This is a genomic window from Pelomonas baiyunensis (assembly GCF_043555935.1).
Classification (GTDB): domain Bacteria; phylum Pseudomonadota; class Gammaproteobacteria; order Burkholderiales; family Burkholderiaceae_C; genus Pelomonas; species Pelomonas baiyunensis.
In genome coordinates this window covers 267005-288694 of sequence record NZ_JBIGIB010000003.1, presented here as the reverse complement: position 1 = coordinate 288694, position 21690 = coordinate 267005, and the positions used below count along the sequence as shown (strand labels likewise).

General features: G+C 68.9%; 19 protein-coding genes. 15 read left to right on the top strand and 4 right to left on the bottom strand.

Going from position 1 to position 21690, the window contains the following annotated elements; translation table 11 throughout:
• The first annotated feature begins 48 nt into the window (after positions 1-48).
• From ACG01O_RS11760 to ACG01O_RS11740, 5 genes are all read left to right on the top strand, one after another.
• Positions 49-834: an MBL fold metallo-hydrolase gene (locus ACG01O_RS11760; protein WP_394384736.1), complete on the top strand. Its 786-nt coding sequence runs from the start codon at positions 49-51 to the stop codon at positions 832-834.
• A gap of 295 nt (positions 835-1129) precedes the next feature.
• Complete coding sequence (locus ACG01O_RS11755) at positions 1130-1576, top strand: pilin (protein WP_394384734.1); 447 nt, start codon at positions 1130-1132, stop codon at positions 1574-1576.
• 161 nt (positions 1577-1737) lie between these two features.
• Complete coding sequence (locus ACG01O_RS11750; protein WP_394384732.1) at positions 1738-2184, top strand: pilin; 447 nt, start codon at positions 1738-1740, stop codon at positions 2182-2184.
• A gap of 98 nt (positions 2185-2282) precedes the next feature.
• Positions 2283-3758 (top strand): O-antigen ligase family protein, encoded by a 1476-nt coding sequence (locus ACG01O_RS11745; protein WP_394384730.1) that lies wholly within the window; start codon positions 2283-2285, stop codon positions 3756-3758.
• Positions 3759-3795: 37 nt separating this feature from the next.
• Positions 3796-5517, top strand: a complete 1722-nt coding sequence (locus tag ACG01O_RS11740; protein ID WP_394384728.1) for a PglL family O-oligosaccharyltransferase — start codon at positions 3796-3798, stop codon at positions 5515-5517.
• Here ACG01O_RS11740 and moaC read toward each other — a convergent pair whose 3' ends face one another.
• Positions 5518-6009 (bottom strand): cyclic pyranopterin monophosphate synthase MoaC, encoded by a 492-nt coding sequence (moaC, locus tag ACG01O_RS11735; protein ID WP_394384726.1) that lies wholly within the window; start codon positions 6007-6009, stop codon positions 5518-5520. It abuts the gene before it with no gap.
• Positions 6010-6233: 224 nt separating this feature from the next.
• On the opposite strand from moaC, the gene ACG01O_RS11730 reads away from it, so the two are divergent.
• A complete protein-coding gene (locus tag ACG01O_RS11730; RefSeq protein ID WP_394384723.1) occupies positions 6234-7826 on the top strand; it encodes a M48 family metalloprotease in 1593 nt (530 codons plus the stop codon).
• Between the two features lie 144 nt (positions 7827-7970).
• Here the strand turns inward: ACG01O_RS11730 and ACG01O_RS11725 are convergent, their stop codons facing one another.
• Entirely contained in the window at positions 7971-8324 is a 354-nt protein-coding gene (locus ACG01O_RS11725) for a phage holin family protein (RefSeq protein WP_394384721.1), read from the bottom strand.
• A gap of 117 nt (positions 8325-8441) precedes the next feature.
• On the opposite strand from ACG01O_RS11725, the gene ACG01O_RS11720 reads away from it, so the two are divergent.
• From ACG01O_RS11720 to ACG01O_RS11690, 7 genes are all read left to right on the top strand, one after another.
• Positions 8442-9215, top strand: coding sequence for a TonB family protein (locus ACG01O_RS11720; protein WP_394384719.1), 774 nt, complete (start codon positions 8442-8444; stop codon positions 9213-9215).
• Positions 9216-9309: 94 nt separating this feature from the next.
• Positions 9310-11601 (top strand): TonB-dependent receptor, encoded by a 2292-nt coding sequence (locus ACG01O_RS11715; RefSeq protein ID WP_394384718.1) that lies wholly within the window; start codon positions 9310-9312, stop codon positions 11599-11601.
• A 25-nt stretch (positions 11602-11626) separates the two neighbouring features.
• Positions 11627-12310: a Fe2+-dependent dioxygenase gene (locus tag ACG01O_RS11710; RefSeq protein WP_394384716.1), complete on the top strand. Its 684-nt coding sequence runs from the start codon at positions 11627-11629 to the stop codon at positions 12308-12310.
• A gap of 82 nt (positions 12311-12392) precedes the next feature.
• Positions 12393-13529: an alpha-hydroxy acid oxidase gene (locus tag ACG01O_RS11705; RefSeq protein WP_394384714.1), complete on the top strand. Its 1137-nt coding sequence runs from the start codon at positions 12393-12395 to the stop codon at positions 13527-13529.
• Positions 13530-13540: 11 nt separating this feature from the next.
• Positions 13541-13825, top strand: a complete 285-nt coding sequence (locus ACG01O_RS11700; protein WP_394384713.1) for a PepSY domain-containing protein — start codon at positions 13541-13543, stop codon at positions 13823-13825.
• A gap of 8 nt (positions 13826-13833) precedes the next feature.
• Positions 13834-14379 carry a cytochrome b/b6 domain-containing protein gene (locus ACG01O_RS11695; RefSeq protein ID WP_394384711.1) on the top strand — a complete coding sequence of 182 codons (546 nt, stop codon included), beginning with the start codon at positions 13834-13836 and terminating at the stop codon, positions 14377-14379.
• A gap of 233 nt (positions 14380-14612) precedes the next feature.
• The gene (locus ACG01O_RS11690; RefSeq protein WP_394384709.1) at positions 14613-15035 is read left to right on the top strand and encodes an SWIB/MDM2 domain-containing protein; all 423 of its coding nucleotides are present in this window, start codon (positions 14613-14615) and stop codon (positions 15033-15035) included.
• A 167-nt stretch (positions 15036-15202) separates the two neighbouring features.
• On the opposite strand, the gene ACG01O_RS11685 is transcribed toward ACG01O_RS11690, so the two are convergent.
• On the bottom strand, positions 15203-15598 hold the full coding sequence (locus ACG01O_RS11685) for a response regulator (RefSeq protein WP_394384707.1): 396 nt from the start codon (positions 15596-15598) through the stop codon (positions 15203-15205).
• A 217-nt stretch (positions 15599-15815) separates the two neighbouring features.
• On the opposite strand from ACG01O_RS11685, the gene ACG01O_RS11680 reads away from it, so the two are divergent.
• A complete protein-coding gene (locus ACG01O_RS11680; protein ID WP_394384705.1) occupies positions 15816-16649 on the top strand; it encodes an MHFG family PEP-CTERM protein in 834 nt (277 codons plus the stop codon).
• Between the two features lie 56 nt (positions 16650-16705).
• Here ACG01O_RS11680 and uvrA read toward each other — a convergent pair whose 3' ends face one another.
• Positions 16706-19615 (bottom strand): excinuclease ABC subunit UvrA, encoded by a 2910-nt coding sequence (uvrA, locus tag ACG01O_RS11675; protein WP_394384703.1) that lies wholly within the window; start codon positions 19613-19615, stop codon positions 16706-16708.
• Positions 19616-19687: 72 nt separating this feature from the next.
• On the opposite strand from uvrA, the gene ACG01O_RS11670 reads away from it, so the two are divergent.
• Positions 19688-21679 carry a S9 family peptidase gene (locus ACG01O_RS11670; protein WP_394384701.1) on the top strand — a complete coding sequence of 664 codons (1992 nt, stop codon included), beginning with the start codon at positions 19688-19690 and terminating at the stop codon, positions 21677-21679.
• Positions 21680-21690: the final 11 nt, after the last annotated feature.

The following is a 21690-nucleotide window of genomic DNA, read 5'->3' as shown; positions in this document are numbered from 1 at the left end:
TGGCTCCGCCCCGCGCCTCGCGTGGGCCCACATCGAGCCACGCTTCGCATGAACATCCGCGTCCTGGGCTGCTCCGGCGCCATCGCCGCCGGCTACAAGACCACCGCCTTCCTGCTGGACGACGATGTGCTCATCGACGCCGGCACCGGCGTGGGCGATCTGCCCCTGGACGCCCTGGCCCGCATCGACCACATCCTGCTCAGCCACTCGCACCTGGACCACGTGCTGGGCATCCCGCTGCTGGCCGACGCCGTGCTGCGCATCCGCTCCGCCGCCCGCCGCCCGCCCATCCAGGTGCACGGCCTGCCCGACACCTTGGCGGCGCTGCGCGACAACATCTTCAACGGCGTGATCTGGCCCGACTTCACCGCTTTGCCCACGCGCGAGGCCCCGGTGTTGTCGCTGCATGAATTCCGCACCGGCGACCGCCTGAACCTCGATGGCCGCGTCATCGAAGTGCTGCCCGCCGCCCACACCGTGCCGGCCGTCGGCTTTGCGGTCGATGCCGGCCCCGACCGCGGCCATGCCCACTGGGTCTACACCGGTGACACCGGCCCCAACCCGGCCCTGTGGCAACGCCTGGCGCAACTGCGCCTGTCGCACCTGGTGATCGAAACCGCCTTCAGCGACGAAGAAGAGCGGCTCGCCCAGGTCAGCCAACACCTCTGCCCCAAAGAGCTGGGCCACGAACTCGCCCAGCTGGGCGGCAGCGTGGACGTTCGCATCACGCACATCAAGCCGGGCGAAGTGGAGGCCGTCATGCAAGGCGTCGCTGCACTGCAAAGCCCGCACTGCATCACGGCCCTGAACGCGGGCGACTGCATGGCCCTGTGAACCTGGACACCGGCCGCTCTGGCCCGCCGTTTGCCCCACCAGGCGCCCGTTCGGGCGCCTTTGTTTTTGTCACATCCAGCAACAGATGCCCACCATCCCGGCTGACGTTTTTCGGCAGCTGGCCGACCGCTGACAGAACGCGTCAGCCCCGATGTGACGCTTTTTGTCAGTCCACCCGCCAACTGGCCCGGAATCCGTGTGCTTTTCCACGGCTGACCTCGTCCAAAAAGCTGGCACGCCCCCTGCATTCAAGGAGCGTGTTCCCACCCACCACTCACTTTGCTGGAGTACTGACATGAACCTGAAAGCACGCGCCCAACAAGGCTTCACCCTGATCGAACTGATGATCGTCGTGGCCATCATCGGCATCCTGGCTGCTGTGGCGATTCCGCAGTACCGCGACTACACCTCGAAGTCCAAGGCCGCGTCCGTCGTGACCAGCTTGGGCGCTTACACCAAGGCCGTCGCCATCTGCACGCAGGAAACTGGCACCAACACGGGTTGCAATCTGAGCACCAACGGCATCCCGGCTTCCATGACCACCCCGCTGATCACGTCGGTGGCCGTCAGCAACGGCGCCATCACCGCCAACATTCCTGCCAACGCCATGGGCAACAGCGGCGCCAGCACCATCGTCCTGACGCCTGACCTGACCGACCCGGCTCGCATCAAGTTTGTTGCCACCTTCACCGGCACGATCCCGCAAGCGACCCAGGACTCCCTGACCAAGTCGTTCACCTGATCGATCTCTCGATCCAAGCGCAAGGGCCTTCGGGCCCTTGTCCTTTTGTGAGAGCCCAGTCAACCCGACGCGGCTCCCGATGGGAATGCAGCGCCCCATCACCGGGCCGAGCGCTTCCCCTTCCCCTTGAATCCCGTCGCCACATTTTCTGGAGTTGAACGATGAATCTGCGCACCCGTGCTCAACAAGGCTTCACCCTGATCGAACTGATGATCGTCGTAGCCATCATCGGCATCCTGGCTGCCGTGGCGATTCCGCAGTACCGCGACTACACCTCGAAGTCCAAGGCCGCGTCCGTTGTGACGAGCCTGGGCGCTTACGTCAAGGCTGTGGCCATCTGCACGCAGGAAACCGGCACCAACACGGGTTGCAATCTGAGCACCAACGGCATCCCGGCTTCCATGACCACCCCGCTGATCACGTCGGTGGCCGTCAGCAACGGCGCCATCACCGCCAACATTCCCGCCAACGCCATGGGCAACAGCGGCGCCAGCACCATCGTCCTGACGCCTGACCTGACCGACCCGGCTCGCATCAAGTTTGTTGCCACCTTCACCGGCACGATCCCACAAGCCACGCGTGATTCGCTGACCAAGTCGTTCACCTGATCTAGATTCAGCTGACGCAAAGGGCCTTCGGGCCCTTTGTGCTTTTCGCGCCCAGCACCCACCCCGGCACCCACCCCAGCGACAGCCGCCACGTACCCATGCCCCCACACGCCGCGCCGTCTCGATTGCCATCACCCCTGCTGGCCCTGATGGCGGCCTACCTGCTGGGCGTGCCGTTGCTCCTGCCGGTGGTCACGCCCGGACTGCTGGCCTACGACGGGGCCCGGGTGCTGCAACTGTTGTGCATGCCGCTGCTGGCTGCGGTGGCCCTGCAGGCCCCGGTGCCGGCGTTGTCCTCGCGCATGGCCTGGGGGGCAGCGGCCTTGGCGGCGCTGGGCGTGCTGTCCAGCGCGCTGGCGGCCAATCCGGCGATGGGGTTGCGCGAGGTGCTGAACCTCGCCAGCCTGCTGGCCGTGGGCGCGGTGCTGGCGTCTCAAGGCCGGCAGACGCTGGAACTGCTGCCCAAGGTGGCCGCGCTGGCCGTGGCGGTGTACGCCGTGCCGGTGTTGGGCATGGCGGTGCTGGGTGCCACCGAAGGCCTGCCGATCGCGGCCGACATGCCGCTGCCGGGCTTTGCCAACCGGCGCTACCTCAACCATGTGCAGACGGTCGCCCTGCCGCTGGCTGCGTTTGGGGTGCTGCAGTTCCGCAGTGCGCTCGGGCGCCTGCTGACCGGCGCAGGCCTGGTGGCCAGTGCCACGCTGCTGTGGATCACCCTCGGCCGGGGCAGCCTGTTCGGCTTGGCCGCCGCACTGTTGGTGTGGGGCCTGTGCTGGCGCCGCGGTCAGGCCAATGCGCGCCCGAACCTGGGGGTGTTGGGCGGCAGCCTGGCCCTCGGTGCCGTGCTGTCCGCGCTGCTTCAGGGGTGGTCCGGCGGACTCGCCCAAGCCGCCGGCTTGGCCCGAGACGCCGGCCCGGTGGAACTGGCCAGCGACCACTCCCGCTTCAGCCTCTGGATTCGCGCGTGGGACATGGCCATCGGATCGCCCTGGCTGGGCGCGGGACCCATGCACTACGCCATGGGCAACCATCCCAAGGCGGCACACCCCCACAACGAACCGCTGCAATGGCTGGCGGAATGGGGTTGGCCCGCCACGCTGCTCGCCGCGCTGTTGCTGGCGATGTTGGCTCGGGCGGCCTGGCGCCGTCAGCGCAGTTCGGCGGGCCAGCCTGCAACGCTGGGCGCTGCCGTGCTGGCCGCCTGGGCCTGCGTGTTCGTGGACAGCTGGTTCTCCGGCCTGTGGGTGATGCCCGTGAGCCAGACCTGGCTGGCCGCATTGATCGGCTTCAGCTGGGCTTGGTGGGTGACCTCCGCCCCCGAAACCACCACCGAAACCGCCACCGCCCCGACACCAGCCGTGCGCCGCTGGCATGGGCTGCCTTTGCTGCTGACGGGCGCGCTGCTCGTGCAGACGCTGCCGGAACTGATCCGCCTGCCCGAGCACCTCCAAGACGTGAAACGCGCCTTCCCTGGCGATGGGCCACGCCCGCGCTTTTGGTCGCATGGGCAGATCGGCCCGGCCAACCCCACAACACCTGCCACAACGCCCGCAACTCCGGCGCCCCACCCCTGACGCGCTGACCGCACGGCGCGTGCCATCATGCGCGCCCATGTCCGCTGCCACCCCTGCCCCCCATCGCCCTGCGGCCAGCCTGTGCCTGGCCCTGGCCACCGGCCTGCCGCCCCTGGTGGCCTTCAACCAGACGCCGGCCGCCACGCTGTACAACCAATTGCTGGCCCTGGCCGGCTGGGGTCTGGCGCTGGCGGTGTGCGCGCGCTTCCTGCCGCGCTGGCGGGCGGGGCTGACCACGCCGGCCGGCCTGGCCCTGGTGCTGCTGTGCGTGGCTCCGTGGGTGTCCCTGTTCTGGCGCGGCTTGCCTTCGTCCCTGGCCTTGGGCTCGGCCGTCATTCTTCTGGCCGGCCTGGTGGTGTTTCTGCTGGCCCAGGGTCTGCCTGCCGCCACCCGGCCGTGGGTGGCTGACGCATTCTGCTGGGGCCTGCTGCTGGCCGGCGGGGCCAGCATTGCCATCAGCGCCGTGCAGGTGTTTGCGCCCGAGTGGGCGGACGGCACGCTCATCGCCCGCTCGGGCATCCCGGGGCGCGGCGTGGGCAACCTGCGCCAACCCAACCACCTCGCCAGTTTGATGATGTGGACCGCCGTGGCCGCCGTGTGGCTGACCGAGCGGCGCCGCGCGCCGGCCGCTGCCTTGGCGCCGCTGCTGTTTGCTTGCGTGTTCACCGTGGTGCTGAGCGCCTCGCGCACCGGGTTCATCGGCGTGGCGATGCTGGCCCTCTGGGGCTTGGTGGACCGTCAACTGTCCCGCCCGGCGCGTCTGGCCCTGCTGGCCACGCCCGTGATGCTGGGCCTGAGCTGGTGGCTGATGGCGCAGTGGTCCGCCGAGGGGCACGCCTTCGGTGCGGCCTCGCGCCTGTCGGAAGGTGCCGGCTCGCCCTCGCGGCTGGCGATCCTGCACGACGCCTGGGCGCTGACGCGCGCCAACCCCTGGCTGGGCGTGGGCTGGGGCGAATTCAATTTCGCCTGGACGCTGACCCCGTTCCCCAACCGGCCGATCGCCTTCTTCGACCACACGCACAACCTGCCCTCCCAGCTGGCCGTGGAGCTCGGCCTGCCCTGGGCCGGCGCGGTGCTGGCGCTGCTGGGCTGGGGCTTGTGGCAAGCCTGGCGCGGTGCCGCGCGCCCGGGGCCTGAGGCGCCTTTGCGCCGTGCCGCGCTGATGCTGGTGCTGGCCATCGGCCTGCACAGCCTGCTCGAGTACCCGCTCTGGTACGCCTACTTCCTGCTGCCGGCCTGCTTTGCGCTGGGCCTGGCGTTGCCGGCGCGAGCTGACGACGCCCCGGCGACCTCACCCGCGCCCTGGCAGTGGGTGGGCGGCCTGCTGATGGCCGGCAGCCTGTTCGCAGTGTGGGACTACCAACGCATCGTGGCCATTTACGCCCCGGCCGCGGACGACGCCCCGTTGAGCCGGCGCATTGCCGCGGGCCAGCACTCGGTGTTCTTCAGCCACCAGGCCGATTACGCCGCCGCCACCAGCCTGCCCCCCGGCCAAGCCGCGCTGGACGCCACGCGCCGCACCGCCTTCAGCCTGATCGATGCGCGGCTGATGATGCATTGGTCCCGCTCGCTGGAGGCTGTGGGCGATGTGGACGGCGCACGCTTCCTGGCCGACCGGCTGCGAGAGTTCCGCAACCCGACGGGCGACACCTGGTTCGCCAGTTGCCCCACGGCGGCCTCACTCACCGCGGCGGCCAGCGGCGCCATGCCGCAATGCCAGCCGGCTTCGGACGTGCGCGACTGGCGGCGCCTGCGCTGATCAGGCGGGGTCGGGCTCGGCGTGCCACACGCCGCTCTTGCCGCCCTGCTTCTCCAGCACCCGCACATTGCTGATGACCATGCCGCGGTCGGCGGCCTTGCACATGTCGTAGATGGTGAGCAGGCCGACCTGCACGGCACACAGGGCTTCCATCTCCACGCCCGTGCGGCCCAGGGTTTCGACCTGGGCGCGGCAGTGCACGCGGTGACTTGACTCGTCGAGCTCGAACTCCACCGCCACGCGGGTGATGGCCAGCGGGTGGCACAAGGGCACCAAATCACTACAGCGCTTGGCGCCCTGGATGGCGGCGATGCGCGCCAAGCCCAGCACATCGCCCTTCTTGGCCGTGCCGCCGGCAATCAGCGCAAAGGTGGCCGGCTGCATGCGGATCTCGCCGGCCGCCACGGCCACGCGATGGGTCTCGGCTTTGGCCGAGACGTCCACCATGTGGGCCTGGCCTTGGGTGTCGAAGTGGGTGAGAGGGTGGCTCATGTCGTGCATCGGTTGTGGCGGGTCGGCACGCGCCGGCGATGGGCTGGCGGCGGGATGCCGCACACATCGCCGTCGCCTCGGGCGACCGCTCAGCGGCGCACGCGTTCAGCGATGCGCGGCTGGGCGCCGAGCGCCTTCATGCCTGGAAACATTGGGGCAAGGTGTTGCAGGCATCATAGGAGTCTGTCTGCTGAAGCGTTCCCGGCGCACCCCGCCGCTGCCCGATGAAGAAGTTGCTGCAACGCCCTTTGCTCAGCCTGCTGGCTGCCGCCACGCTGGCCCTGCCGGGGGCCCCTTTGAGTGCGCAGGTCAACCTGCCCGCGCTGGGCGACTCGGTCTCTCAAGACCTGGACGTGGGCGCCGAGCGGCAGCTGGGCGAGCGCTACATGCGCTCCATCCGGCTGGACCCCGCCGTGGTGCAGGACCCCATCCTGCAGGAATACATGGAAGGCATCTTCCAGCCGCTGGTGGCCGCCTCGCGCAAGCTGGGTCATGTGGGTGACGACATCCAGGCCCGCTTTGCGTGGGAGTCCTTCCTGGTGGAGGACAAGAGCATCAACGCCTTTGCGCTGCCCGGCGGCTTCGTGGGCACGCACCTGGGGCTGATCGCGATGACGGTGTCGCGCGACGAGCTCGCCTCCGTGCTGGCGCACGAGATCTCGCATGTCACGCAGCGGCACATTGCGCGGCGCATCGCGGGGGACTCCAAGAACAGCATGATCGCGATTGCCGGCCTGCTGCTTGGCGTGCTGGCGGCCACGCGCGGCAACATCGACCTGGCCAACGCCGGCATCGTGGGCGGGCAGGCGGCGGCCACGCAGATGTCGCTGAACTTCTCGCGCGACATGGAGCGCGAGGCCGACCGCGTGGGCTTCAACGTGCTGGTGGAAGCGGGCTTTGCCGGCAGCGGCATGGTGAGCATGTTCGAGCGCATGGACCAGGCCTACCACCTGATGGACAACGGCTCGTTCCCGTACCTGCGCTCACACCCGCTGACCAGCGAGCGCATTGGCGACGCGCGCACCCGCCTGGCGCTGGAGCCCTTTGCCCGCCCGCGCGGCATTGCCGAACACGCCTTGATGGCCGCCCGGGCCCGCGTGCTGATGGACCCGCGCGTGGAAGCCTGGCAGGTGCTGGAGAACTACGACGCGGGCGCCCGCGTGCTGCGCGACAGCGGCGGCTACGAGCAACTCGGCGCCCGCTACGCCGCCTCGCTCGCGTCCATCAAGCTGCGCAACTTCGAGCGCGCCGAGGCCTCGTTGCGCAGCGCCGAGACCACGCTGCAACTCCTCAACCCCAGCGCCCCGGAAGCCACCGCCGCACGCCGGCTGCTGATTTACCTGCGCGCCGAGCTGGCCCAGGCCCGTGGCCGGCCGATGGAAGGCGTGGCGGCGCTGGCGCAGCTGCAAGGCGAGAAGTCACGCCCGCTGCTGCTGCAACGCGTGGGCCTGGCCCTGGCGCCGGGCGCCGGCCCGGGGGCGCTGCGCGACGCGGCGGACGCGCTGCAAACGCACGTGTCGCTGGAGCCCAAGGATTCCTACGCCTGGGCACAGCTAGCCCTGATCTGGCAACAGCTGGACCAGCCCCTGCGCGCCGTGCGGGCCCAGGCCGAGGTGCATGCTGCGGCGGGCGACCTCAACGGCGCCATCGACCGCCTGCGCTCCGGCCTGCGGCAATCCCGACGACCCGAGGCCGACCAGGTGGAGGCTTCGGTCATCGACGCCCGGCTGCGCACGCTGGTGTACGAGCGCCAGGCCATGCTGGCCGAGATGTACAAGGGCCGCTACATCCCGCCGGACGTGGAACTGCCGAACTAAGACCACCCCCGATCGCCTGACGGCCGCGCCGTCGAGGGGCACTTCCAGACTTCCTGGCAAACGGGGCGAAGCCGAACCTGCAGGCACGGCTGGACGCGCGGCGTGGCTGCGCCCGCCGGGGGGCCGTGCCGTGAGGCGTGAGGCTCAGTCAGCCGGGAACAGGCGTTCGATGACGACGTCGATCACCATGCCGCACAGGCTGTAGATCACCGACCCGATCAGCGCCGCCCAGAAGCCGGTGACGGCCAGCCCGTCCAACAGGGACGCGGCCATCCAGAACATCAGGGCGTTGATCACGAACAGGAACAGGCCCAGGCTCAGCACCGTCACGGGCAGGGTCAGCAACACCAGCAGCGGGCGCAGCAGGGTGTTGAGCAGGCCCAGCACCAGGGCCGCAATCAGCGCCGCGCTGAAGCTGGTGACCACCACGCCGGGGTACAGGTGCGCCACCAGCAGCAGGGCGGCCGCCAGCAGCATCCATCGCACAAGGGTTTTCATGGCCGGGAGCATATCGGCCGGCCCTGGGCCTGGCCGTGGCGCGGGCGCCGCATCGGCCAGCCGCATGACGAACATCAAATAAGAATCGTTCGCATTCGTGTTAAGATTTTTCCATCGATGCTGATCGCCCACGCCGTGAAACCCCTGCACTTCGTCGCCCCCCAGCCGGTTGCCAGCGCCGCCGCGCCGGTGGCGCTGCGCGTGACGGAGCGCCCGAGCTATGCCGACCTGGCCACGCCGCCGGGCCGTCAGCGCTGGGCGGTGGCCGGCATCCTGGCGCTGCACATCCTCGCGTTCTGGGCGCTGAGCCAGGGGCAGGCCGTGAAGCGCACGGTGGCGCGCATGGCCCCGGTGGTGGTGCGCCTGATGGCGCCGGCCGAGCCGCCCAAGCCGCAGCCCCGCCCGCCCGTGGCGCTGCCTGACATGAAGGCCCCCACGCCGCCGCTGATCGAGCCGCCGGTGATTGCCGTGGCCACGGCGCCCGCGCCGGCCTTGGTGGTGGCCGCCCTGCCCGCGCCGCCGCCCGTGCCGGCGCAGGTGCAGCCGGCGCCTGCCCCGGTTGCGCAGGTGGTGCCGCCGCCCGCCCCGGTGGCCACGCCGGCGCTCAAGCGCATCCCGGCCAGCGCCGTGCGCTACGTGCGCGAGCCGCGCTCGACGGTGCCGCTGATGTCCAAGCGGCTCAAGGAGTCTGGCGTGGTGCATGTGCGCGTGGTGGTGGATGTAAACGGCTTGCCACGCGAGGTCGCGCTCGCGAAATCGTCCGGCTTCGCGCGCCTGGACGAGCAGGCCTTGCAAGACATCCGCACCGCCCGGTTCGCCCCCCAGACCGAGAACGGCCAGCCCATCGAGTGGGAGGTCATCACACCGATGTCCTACGAACTCGACCGTTGACCCCACCCTTCCCCTGACCAGCCATGCCGTGGGCGGCCCTGAGGCCGCCGTGGGCAAAGCCACGCCTATTCCTCACGATCCCTCGGAGCAATCCATGTCCCGCAAGAACAAGACGACCCCGGCGCTGTTGCCGCTGGGCGCACTGGCCGCCGGCTTCGGCCTGGCCTCGGCCGCACTGGCCCAAACCTCCCCCACCAAGGAAGACACAGTGATGCCCACCGTGCGCTTCAAGGCCAGCGCCGAGCCCCAAGGCAAGGACGCCTACCAGGCCACCGAAACCCGCATCGGCAAGGGCAAGCAGGACATCCGCGACATTCCGCAGTCCCTCACCGTCATCACCGAAAAGCTGATGGACGACCGCAACTACGGCAACGTCAAGGAGGTGCTGAAGAACACCGCCGGCATCACCTTCCAGGCTGCCGAGGGCGGCGAGGAGGACATCAAGGTCCACGGCATCTCGCTGCAAAGCACCGGCGATATCTTTATCGACAGCATGCGCGACCCGGCCTTCTACGACCGCGACACCTTCTTCCTCGACAAGGTGGAACTGCTGCGCGGCTCGGCCTCGCTGCTGTTCGGCCGCGGCTCCACGGGCGGCGCGGTCAACCAGGTGACCAAGCAGGCCCAGCTCGCCGACCAGAACCAGATCGACGTCACGATGGGCAGCCATGCCAGCCTGCGCGCCATCGCCGACTTCAACAAGCGCACCGGCGAGAACTCGGCGCTGCGCGTCAGCGCCATGACCAACACCGCCGACAGCAACGGCGCCGGCTCCAAGGTGGACAAGCGCGGCATCGGCGTCAACTACCGCCTCGGCGTCGACGAGACCGACGAGTTCGGCATCACGCTGTACGGCCTGCAGAACGACAACGGCATCAACTACGGTGTGCGCTGGATCCGGCCGACGGCCACGTCGCCCTACGCCAATGGCGTCAACACCAAGATGGACCCGGACGCCTACTACGGCCTGGCCAGCGACTTCAACAAGGGCACGGCCTACTACGGCATGCTCACGCACACGCATCGCTTCTCCAAGGACACCGAACTGGTGACCAAGGTGCGCGCCGCCAACTACAGCCGCGACCAGCGGGCCACGCTGTGGAATTTCGCTGCAGCCAACCTGCAGCCGGGCGGCCAGGCCGTCACGCTGGACAACCTCAGCCCCGCCACCGTCATCACCCGCGGCCAGCAGCTCAAGAAGCAGGACATGCAGACGGTCACGGCGCAGAGCGACCTGAGCAGCCGTTTCCAGGCCCTGGGCTTCGACCACCACCTCCAGGCCGGCGTCGATTTCGCGCACGAGAAGAAGCAGGTCTACGCGCAGATCCCGGCAACGCAGGGTGGCATCGTGCCGACGCGCCCCAACACCACGGTGGGCACGCCGTACGACGGCGCCACCATCGACGAGAGCCTGCGCAGCTACCGCACCAACAACGACTATGTGTCCAAGGCCTACGGCGCCTACCTGCAGGACATGGTCCAGATCGCGCCGATGTGGAAGGTGCTGGCCGGCCTGCGCTTCGACAGCCTGAAGGGCACCTACCACCAGTACAACACCTTCTCGTCGACGGTGGTGTACCCGCTGGTGGACGTGCCGGCCACGCCGGCGACCGCCACCGCACTGGCCATGCCCGGCTCGCCCTGGCACATGAACATCTCGGAGGTCAGCAAGCGGGCCGCCGTGCTGTTCCAGCCCAATGAGCAATGGTCCTTCCACCTGATGGGCGCCACCTCGTTCAACACCTCCGGCGATGCCTATTCCCTGAGCGCGGCCAACGAGAACATCCCGCCGGAGAAGTCGGTCAACGTCGAGCTGGGCGCCAAGTGGGACAGCGCCGACGGCAAGCTCAGCGTGCGCGCCAGCGCCTTCCGCAACACCAAGCTGCACGAGCGCAACACCGACCCGCTGATCACCAACCTCGTCACCCTGTCCGGCAAGCGCCACGCCGCTGGCCTGGACATCGACGTCGTCGGCAAGATCACGCCCGAATGGGAAGTCTTCGGCAACTTCACCTGGATGCCGGTGGCCAAGATCGACATCTCCAGCGTCAACACCGGCGAGGTGCAGGGCTCGCGCCCGTCGCTGTCGCCGCGCTACTCGGGCAGCCTGTGGACGGCCTACCAGGTCCATCCTCAAGTGCGCCTGGGCGCCGGCCTGAACGCGCGCAGCAGCCAGACGCCCATCCGCAACCCGGCCGGCATTTACGCGCCCAAGTTCGTCACGGCCGACCTGATGGCCGAATACGCCGTCGTGCCCGAGCAGCTTAGCTTCAAGCTCTACGTCAGCAACGTGGCCAACAAGATCTATGCTGACCAGCTCTACACGAGCTTCTACGTGCCCGGCACCGGCCGCGTGACCAGCCTGACCGGCACCTACAAGTTCTGATCCTGACGACGGACCGCGCGACGCCATGCTGCTGAAGATCCCCCAGATCCTCGACGCCGCCGGCGTCGCCCGAGCCCACGAGCTGCTGGCCGCCGCCACGTGGGTGGACGGCCGCAGCACCGCCGGCGCGCAGGCCGCGCAGGTCAAGAACAACCAGCAGCTGCAGCCTGGCAGCGAGCCCCACCGCGAACTGCAGGCCCTGGTGCTGCAGGCGCTGGACCGACACCCCGTCTTCTTCTCCGCCACGCTGCCCAAGCGCGTGCTGCCGCCGCTGTTCAACCGCTACGCCGGCACCGCCAACACCTACGGTGACCACGTGGACCAGGCCATCCGCTACCTGCCCGGCGGGGTGCAACGCGTGCGAACCGACATCTCGTGCACGCTGTTCTTGAGCAAACCGAGCGACTACGACGGCGGTGAATTGGTGATTGCCGACACCTACGGCGAGCAGCGCGTCAAGCTGGCCGCGGGCGACATGGTCATCTACCCCGGCACCAGCGTCCACCGCGTCGAGCCCGTCACGCGCGGCGCGCGGCTGGCCAGCTTCTTCTGGATCGAGAGCCTGGTGCGCGGCGATGACCAGCGCCGCCTGCTCTACGAGATGGACCTGAGCCTGATGCGGCTGCGCGGCGAGCTGGGCGAGACGCCCGAGCTCGTGCAGCTGACCGGGACGTATCACAACCTCTTGCGGATGTGGGCGGACACGTGAGCGAGCGCCGCGCCGGGCCGCCCCAAGCCAGCTCGCATCCCCACGGGGGATGGGGCAGCGCTTGCGCTGAACGAGGGGCCACATGACTTCGCCCCGCATCGAGAAGCTGCCGGACGGCATGGCCAACCTGGCTGATTTCGAAGCGCCCGCACAAGCCCGCGTCGATGCAGCGGCCTGGGCCTACCTCAACGGCGGCGCGGCGGACGAGATCACGCTGCGCGCCAACCGCGCGGCCTGGGACGCGATCCAACTCCAGCCCCGCGTGCTGCGCGACCTGGCCGGCGGCCACACCCGCGTGACGCTGCTGGGCCGCGAATTGCGCCACCCGGTGCTGCTCGCGCCCATCGCCTACCAGCGCCTCTTCCATGCCGACGGCGAACTGGCCGTGGCCCACGCCGCCGCCGCGCAGGAAGCCGGCCTCATCCTCAGCGCGCAGGCCAGCCTCGAGATGGAGGCCATCGCCGCGCCCATGCTCGCCGACCCCGCCGCCGGCCCGCTGTGGTTCCAGCTGTACTGGCGCGACGACCGCGACTTCATGCGCGCACTGCTGCGCCGCGTCGAAGCCGCGGGCTTTCAGGCCCTGGTGCTGACGGTGGACGCCCCCGTGCACGGCGCCCGGGACCGCGAACGCCGCGCCGGCTTCCATCTCCCGCAGCACATCCGCGCGGTCAACCTCGGCGGCGTGAAGAAACCGCTGAACCTGCAGCCCGGCCAAAGCGCGCTGTTCGACGGCCTGATGCCACGCGCCGCCACCTGGGCCGAGATCGACTGGCTGCGCGCCGAAAGCCCGTTGCCCCTGCTGCTCAAGGGCGTGACCCACCCCGACGATGCCCGCGAGGCCCTCGCCCGTGGCGTGACCGGCTTCATCGTCAGCAACCACGGCGGCCGCGCGCTCGACACGCTGCCACCCACCGCCGTGCTGCTGCCGCCGCTGCGGGCCGCCCTCGGGCCTGACGTACCGTTGCTGGTGGACGGCGGCATCCGCCGCGGCACCGATGTGCTCAAGGCCATGGCCCTGGGGGCGAACGCGGTGCTGCTGGGCCGCCCGTACGTTCACGCGCTCGCTGCCAGCGGCGCCTTGGGCGTGGCCCACGCGCTGCGATTGCTGCGCGACGAACTCGAGATCGCCATGGCGCTCTCGGGCTGCAAGACCCTCTCCAACGCCGGCCCGGCGCTGCTGTGGCCCGGCTCCTTTTCCTCTCCCTCCCCCTCTCGTTGAAGGACGCTCTCATGAAGTTGCTCATCACCCTCGCCCTCGCATTCACCGCCTCCGCCGCCTTCGCCCACGGCAACGTCTCGTGCCCGGCCATGCCCAAGGAAGAGAAGAAGCCGCAGATGGAACTGCAAAAGAAGCTCGAAGCCGAAGGCTGGAAGGTGCGCCAGGTCAAGAACTACAACGGCTGCTACGAGGTCTACGGCATCGATGCGCAGGGCAAGAAGGCCGAGGTCTTCTTCAACCCCAAGACCTTCGAGCGCGTGGCCGCCGAAGGTGAACAGCCCGCCGACAAGAAGTAAGCCGCGCGATGCGCATCCGCGTCTGGGACGGCGCCGTTCGCACGCTGCACTGGGTGCTGGCCGCGTCCGTGGTGACGGCGTGGGCCAGCGGCCACTGGGCGCCGGATGACTTCGACACCGTGCATCACACCGCCGGCTACGTGGCCGGGGCCGCCGTGCTGCTGCGCCTGGTGTGGGGCGCGGTGGGCAGCCGGCACGCGCGATTCGCCCAGTTCGTGAGCAACCCGCGCGAGGTGCTGGCCTATGCACGGGCCCTGCGCGCCGGCCGCGAGCCGCGCTACCTCGGCCACAACCCGCTGGGCGGCTGGATGGCTGTGATGCTGTGGCTCACCGCCGCCGCCGTCGCCGCCACGGGCTGGCTGTACACGACCGAGTGGCTGTGGGGTTATGGCTGGCTGGAAGCCCTGCACGCGGGCCTGGCCTGGGTCATCGCGGCCCTCGTGCTCGGGCATTGGGGCGGCGTGCTGATGACGAGTTGGCGCCACCGCGAGAACCTCGTCGGCGCCATGTTCAGCGGCACCAAACGCGCGCCCGAAGCGGGCGACATCGACTGAGCGCTCACCACGCAGCGGCCCCTCAGAAGGCCCGAGTGATGCGGCCTCGCGACAGGCGACGCACGAAAGGCCCGATTTCATGGGCCTCTGCGGGTCATCCCCTCTATGAAAGCCTTCTTTTTCCCTAGGGAGCGCAGTACCATCGTCGCCGCAGGGTGCTAGAGAGTATTGAAGGCTTACGCGGCCTTCACCCGGACCCGGCACATCAACAACTTTTGATGGAGTGAATCGACATGGCAACTGCGAAGAAGGCCGCGCCCGCGAAGAAGGCGGCACCGGCGAAGAAGGCGGCTCCGGCCAAGACTGCGGCCCCGGCCAAGAAGGCCGCCGCCACGCCGGCCAAGAAGGCTGCAGCGCCTGCGAAGAAGGCAGCCCCGGCCAAGAAGGCCGCCGCTCCCGCCAAGAAGCGCACGCCCAACGCCGCCTTCATGAAGGCCCTGACCCCCAGCGCGGCTCTGGCCGCCATCGTCGGTTCGGCGCCGCTGCCGCGCACCGACGTGACCAAGAAGGTCTGGGAGTACATCAAGAAGAACAAGCTCCAGGACGAGCTGCAAAAGCGTGTCATCAACGCCGATGCCAAGCTGAAGGAAATCTTCGGCAAGGCCAAGGCCGACATGTTCGAGATGACCAAGCTGATCAACAGCCACCTGAAGTGATGCGCCTTCGGGCCGCCCCGCGCGGCCTGATGCGTGACAAGCCCGGCCCCGTGCCGGGCTTTTTCGTTGGTGGGTTTCGTTGGTGGGTTGTGGGGCCGTGAGGAGCGCCTTGCGGAGCGCCCCTGCAAGCGCGCAACGCACCCAGGCCGGGGCCAGAGCCCGCGGCTTCAGTCGATCAACAGGCTGCGCAGGCTGCCTTGCAACTGCGGCACGTCGATGGGCTTGACCCAGTAGTCGTCGAAGCCAGCCTCACGCGCGGCGCGCACCAGCTCGCACGGGTCATCGGCCGACAGCGCCACCCACCGGGTGCGGGCCAGCGTCACGGCCAGCGCCGCATCGGCCGCCACCGCGCGGCGCAGCGCCAGGCCCGTGGTGTCGGGCAGGTTCATGTCCACCAGCACGAGATCCGGCGGCCCGTCCCGCAGGGCGGCCAGCGCCTCCTCGCCGGTCTCGGCGGTTCGCAACGCCAGGCCCGGCAATTGGCGGCACACCTCCTCCATCAGGATCTGATGGATGCGGTCGTCTTCGACGTAAAGCACCTGCGCGGGGGCACGGTCGGGCATGTCGGCTCGGTCACGGGAAACAGAAGCGATAGGCACGATAGCAGCAAGGCACGCCCCCTCGGTTGAGGGAGTGCAAGCCGCCCTACCGCCCGTTCGTGACTTTTTGCCCGTGCCGTAGGCCCCCTCTTTCAGGGGGCGCGAGTCGATACAAGATGTAAATATCCCTAACATGAAGTCCTAGACGCCCTGCAGAGGCGTCACCTTCGTTGGGTCTTTCATGTCTTTGCTCGCTTCTTTCGCGCTGGCCGCTGCGGCCGGCGGCTCGCTGCCGCAGTGCAGCTGGGATCGCCCTGGCGTCAATCCGTTCATGGGTGACGTGGTGGCGGCGGTGGATCACTACGCCGACATCCCCGTGGCCACCCGCCGCAAGCTGCAGGCCCGCATGAAGGCGCGCAACTACGACGACATCGCCCTGATCGAGCGCGACGGCATCACCGGCAAGGGCCGCTACGCGCCCGAGATCCGTGACATGCACTTCGGCCAGGGGTCGATCTGCCGCACCGTCACGCGCACCCGCTGGACGGCGCAGCTGCAAGAGCGCGGGCTGGTGTATTGCGAAGACGGCCAGTGCATCCTGGTGCCCACGGTGTGCCGCAACGTGAGCCGCATCCGCCGCTTGGAAGCCCCGCGCGCCGTGGCCCCCACGCGCGCCGTCAACGAGGTGGCCGGTGCTCGCGCCAGCGAGGAAGGCCCGCTGGAATTCGAGCCGCCGAGCGCGGGCCCAACGGCCGCCGCCGGTGCAGGCGCCGGGGCTGGCGAAACCTTTGCGTCGGCGGCCGGTGTGCCGTCGCTCACCAATGCCACGCCCACCGGTGGCGCGGCCCAGGGCCCCAGCCTGATGGGCGGGTCCGCCCCCACGCCGGCCGCGCCGCCCAGCGGCGGTCCGGGCCTCGTGAACATCGGCATGCCGGCGCTGCCGCCGGGCCAGGTGAGCACCACCGACACCCCGCCGCGCGGGGATGTCGTCAGCTCGGTGCCGGAACCCAGCACCTGGGTGCTGATGGCGCTGGGCCTGCTGCTGATCGTGCACCGCGCGCAGCGGCGCCGCTGAGCCCAGCCGCCGCACGCCCACGGGCCGCGGGCCGCGGGCCGCGGCGCCCCGCCGCGTCAGCGCTTGAGCAACGGCGCCAGGTAGCGCCCCGTATGGCTGGCCTCGCAGGCCGCCACCGTTTCCGGCGTGCCGGCCACCAGCAGCGTGCCGCCGCCCGCACCGCCTTCCGGGCCCATGTCGATCAGCCAGTCGGCCGTCTTGATGACGTCCAGGTTGTGCTCGATGACGACGATGGTGTTGCCCGCGTCGCGCAGTTGGTGCAGCACCTTCAGCAGCAGCGCAATGTCGGCGAAGTGCAGGCCGGTGGTGGGCTCGTCCAGGATGTAGAGCGTGCGGCCGGTGTCGCGCTTGGACAGCTCCAGCGCCAGCTTCACGCGCTGGGCCTCGCCGCCGGACAAGGTCGTCGCGCTCTGGCCCAGCTTCACGTAGCCCAGGCCCACGTCCAAGAGCGTTTGCAGCTTGCGCGCCAGCGTGGGCACGGCGTTGAACAGCGTGTGGGCGTCTTCCACCGTCATGTTCAACACGTCGGTGATGTTCTTGCCCTTGTAGAGCACCTCCAGCGTCTCGCGGTTGTAGCGCCGGCCCTGGCACACGTCGCAGGGCACGTAGACGTCGGGCAGGAAGTGCATCTCCACCTTCAGCACGCCGTCGCCCTGGCAGGCCTCGCAGCGGCCGCCGGCCACGTTGAAGCTGAAGCGGCCCGGCCCGTAGCCGCGCTCACGGGCGGTGGGCATCTCGGCGAACAGCTCGCGGATGGGCGTGAACAGCCCGGTGTACGTGGCCGGGTTGGAGCGCGGCGTGCGGCCGATGGGCGACTGGTCGACGTTGATGACCTTGTCGAACGCGTCCAGGCCCTCGATCTCGTCGTGCGCCTCGGGGTCGGCATGGCTTTGGTACAGCTTCTTGGCCACGGCCGCGTACAGCGTGTCGTTGACCAAGGTGCTTTTGCCCGAGCCGCTCACGCCCGTCACACAGGTCAGCACACCCACGGGAATGTCGACGGTCACGCCCTTGAGGTTGTTGCCGCGCGCGTTGACGATGCGCAGCGCCTGCCCCTCGGGCGCCGTGTGGCGCGTGGCCGGCACTTCAATGCGGGCCGCGCCGCTCAGGTAGCGGCCGGTGGGCGAGTTCGGGTTGGCGGCCACCTCGTCGGGCGTGCCCTGGGCCATCACACGGCCGCCGTGCACGCCGGCGCCCGGGCCCAGGTCCAGCACCCAGTCCGCGGCGCGGATGGCGTCTTCGTCGTGCTCCACCACCAGCACCGAGTTGCCCAGGTCGCGCAGGCGGCGCAGCGTGGCAATCAGGCGGTCGTTGTCGCGCTGGTGCAGGCCGATGCTGGGCTCGTCCAGCACGTACATCACGCCGGTCAGGCCCGAGCCGATCTGGCTGGCCAGGCGGATGCGCTGCGCCTCGCCGCCCGACAGCGTGTCGGCGCTGCGGTCCAGGCTCAGGTAGTTCAGCCCCACGTCGTTCAGGAAGCGCAGGCGTGAGGCGATCTCGCGCACCACCTTGTCCCCGATCTCGGCCTTGTTGCCCTTGAGCTTCAGGCCCTCGAAGTAGTCCAGGCATTCGCGCAGCGTCGAATGCTCCACCTCGTAGATGGGCCGGCCGCGCACGCCGGGGGGCGCGTCGGCCGGCTGCAGCACCACGTTTCGGGCCTCACGGCGCAGGCGCGAGCCCTCGCAATGCGGGCACGGCTTGGCAGCCATGTAGCGCGCCAGGTCCTCGCGGATGGCCGCCGAATCGGTTTCCTTGTAGCGGCGCGACAGCGTGGGCAGGATGCCCTCGAACGCATGGCTGCGCTTGACCGAGCGCTTCTTGCCGTTTGCCGTCTCGGCCTGGTAGACGAACGCAATCTCCGTGTCGCCCGAGCCGTGCAGCAGCACCTGCTGCACCTCGGCCGGCAGGCTCTCCCACGGCGCTTCCACGTCAAAGCTGTAGTGCGCGGCCACCGCCTCCAGCATGGAGAAGGTGTAGGGGTTGCGGCGGTCCCAGCCCTTCACGGCGCCGCTGGCCAGGCTCAGCGTGGGGAAGGCCACCACGCGCGCTTCGTCGAACACCGTGACCTGACCCAGGCCTTCGCAGCTGGGGCAGGCGCCCACCGGCGAGTTGAACGAGAACAGGCGCGGCTCCAGCTCGGGCAGCGAGTACGAGCACACCGGGCACGCGAACTTGCTGGAGAACAGCGTGGTGTCGCTGGTGTCCATGTTCATCACCAGCGCGCGGCCCTCGGCCAGGCGCAGGGCGGCCTCAAAACTCTCGGCCAGGCGCTGGCGCAGCGCGTCGGCCGAGTCGTGCCGCAGCTTGATGCGGTCGATGACGACGTCGATGTCGTGCTTCTCTGCTTTCTTGAGCGGTGGGATGTCGGGCACCTCCACCGTCACGCCGTCCACGCGAAAGCGCACATAGCCCTGGGCCTGCAGGTCCTGGAACAGCTCCACGAACTCGCCCTTGCGGTCGCGCACCACCGGCGCCAGCAGCATCAGCTTGCTTTCGTCCGGCATGGCCAGCACCGCGTCCACCATCTGGCTGACGCTTTGCGCTTCCAGCGGCAGGTCGTGGTCAGGGCAGAAGGGCGTGCCGGCGCGGGCGTACAGCAGGCGCAGGTAGTCGTGGATCTCGGTGACCGTGCCGACGGTGGAGCGCGGGTTGTGGCTGGTGGCCTTTTGCTCGATGGAGATCGCCGGGCTCAGGCCCTCGATGACGTCCACATCGGGCTTGTCCATCAGCTGCAGGAACTGCCGCGCGTAGCTGGACAGGCTCTCCACGTAGCGGCGCTGGCCTTCGGCGTACAGCGTGTCGAACGCCAGCGACGACTTGCCCGAGCCCGACAGCCCCGTGATCACCACCAGCGAATGCCGCGGCAGATCGACGTCGATGTTTTTCAGGTTGTGCGTGCGCGCCCCGCGAACGCGGATGAATTTCGAGTCGGGCAATTGCGGGACAGCCATTTGCGGGACAGCCATGTCAGTTTTTACAAGCGAACCGAGCATGATAGGCCGCCACAATCGCGCGCTCGATCCACCCGGACAACTGTCATGAAGCACTGCCTCGCCACCGTCGTGTTCGCCGTTGCCAGCTTGTTGGCGCCGGCAACACAGGCGGCCACCACGTCTGAACCTCCATCGGCCTCCGCGTTTTTCAAACGCGTGTCCGTTCGCGCTCCCAAGCTCAGCCCCAGCGGCCGATACCTCGCCGTCCAGGCAGCGGGCAAAGGTGATCGGATGTGGCTGGCCATCATTGACCTGCAAACCCTGCAGGCACCCAAGCTGATTGCCGGGTTCAAGGATGCCGACATTGGCAGCCACCACTGGATCAGCGAAGACCGTCTGGTGTTCACCATCACCAACTCGCCCGACGGCAACACCCGCGTTTCCGGGCAAGGCCTTTGGGGCGTGGACCGTGACGGCAACAACAGCAGGCAACTGATTCACAGCGACCAACAGTTCGTGTCGGGTGAGGCCACCCAAGTGAACGACCGCCGGCTGGACATGAACTGGATGCTGTTCAGCGTTTTGCCCAGCCTCGACAGCAACGAAGTGCTGGTGATGCGCCAGCCATGGGCCAGCGACCGCGCAGGCAGTGGAACTCAATTGGCCCGCCTGGACACCCGCACCGGCTTGACGCGCAACCTGAGCCAAGGCGTGCCCGACCACGCGGGTCGCTGGCTGATCGATGCCCAGGGCGAGCCACGCATCATCGAGACGCAATCCAAGGGCCGCAGCCAGTTCTTCCGCCGCGACAGCAGCGGGCAATGGACCCCCTGGTTCGATGACGATGCCGAAGCCCGACGCCACGCCAGCCCATCCTGGATCGGCGTGGACGGCCAGATGTTGGGCCTGGCCAACCACAAGGGCTACAGCGCCTTGTTCCGGCTCGACGCCCAAACGGGCAAACCGGAAGGCGAACCGCTGATCAGCACCCCGGGCTACGACTTCGCGGGCGAACTCATCACGGAACCGGGCGATGGTCGCCTGCTTGGCATTCAGTACGAAACCGACGCACCCAGCACCGTGTGGCTGGACGCCGCGATGAAGGCGCGTCAGGCCGACATCGACGCCAAGCTGCCGGGCACCGTCAATCTCATCGGCTGCCTGCGTTGCACATCGGCAAGCCATTTGGTCGTCACGTCGGTGTCGGACATGCGGCCACCCCAATACTTCCTCTACAAAGTAGCGGACAAGCAACTTCAACCGCTGGGTGGGGCGCGCCCTGACCTGCCGGTGGCAGCCATGGGCCAACGCGACTACCACCGCGTGGCTGCGCGCGATGGTCTGGTGATGCCCGTACTCGTCACCCAACCCGCCGGTGACCTCAAGGGGCCGGCCCCCACCGTGGTGTTGGTGCACGGCGGGCCTTATGTGCGAGGCACGCACTGGCCGTGGCAGCCCACGGCCCAGTTCCTGGCAAGCCGTGGTTACCTGGTCCTGGAGCCGGAGTTCCGCGGCAGCACCGGCTACGGTGCCAAGCATTTCCGGGCAGGCTGGAAGCAGTGGGGGCTGGCCATGCAAGACGACATCGCCGACACACTGGCTTGGGCCGTCAAGCAAGGATGGGCAGATCCCAAGCGCACGTGTATCGCCGGTGCGAGCTACGGCGGCTACGCGGCCATGATGGCCGCCGTGACGCAGCAAGACCTGTTCAAGTGCGCCATCAATTGGGTGGGCGTCACCGACATCAGCCTGCTGTCCACCATCACCTGGAGCGACGCCTCGGATGAGTGGAAACAGTACGGCATGAAGCGCCTCGTGGGCGACCCGGTGGCCGACGCTGAGCAACTTCGCAAAACCTCGCCGCTGGCTCGCGCGAGCGAGATTCGGATGCCGCTGCTGATGGCCTACGGCGCACTGGACCGCCGCGTACCCATCAAACACGGTACGGACCTGAAGGCAGCCCTGCGGCCTGACCAGCAGGTGGAATGGGTGGTTTACGCGGACGAGGGTCATGGCTGGTTCAACCTCAAGTCCAACGAAGACTTCTGGGGCCGCGTCGAGCGCTTCCTGGCCACCCATCTGGCCCCCAAGCCCTGACCATCCATCGC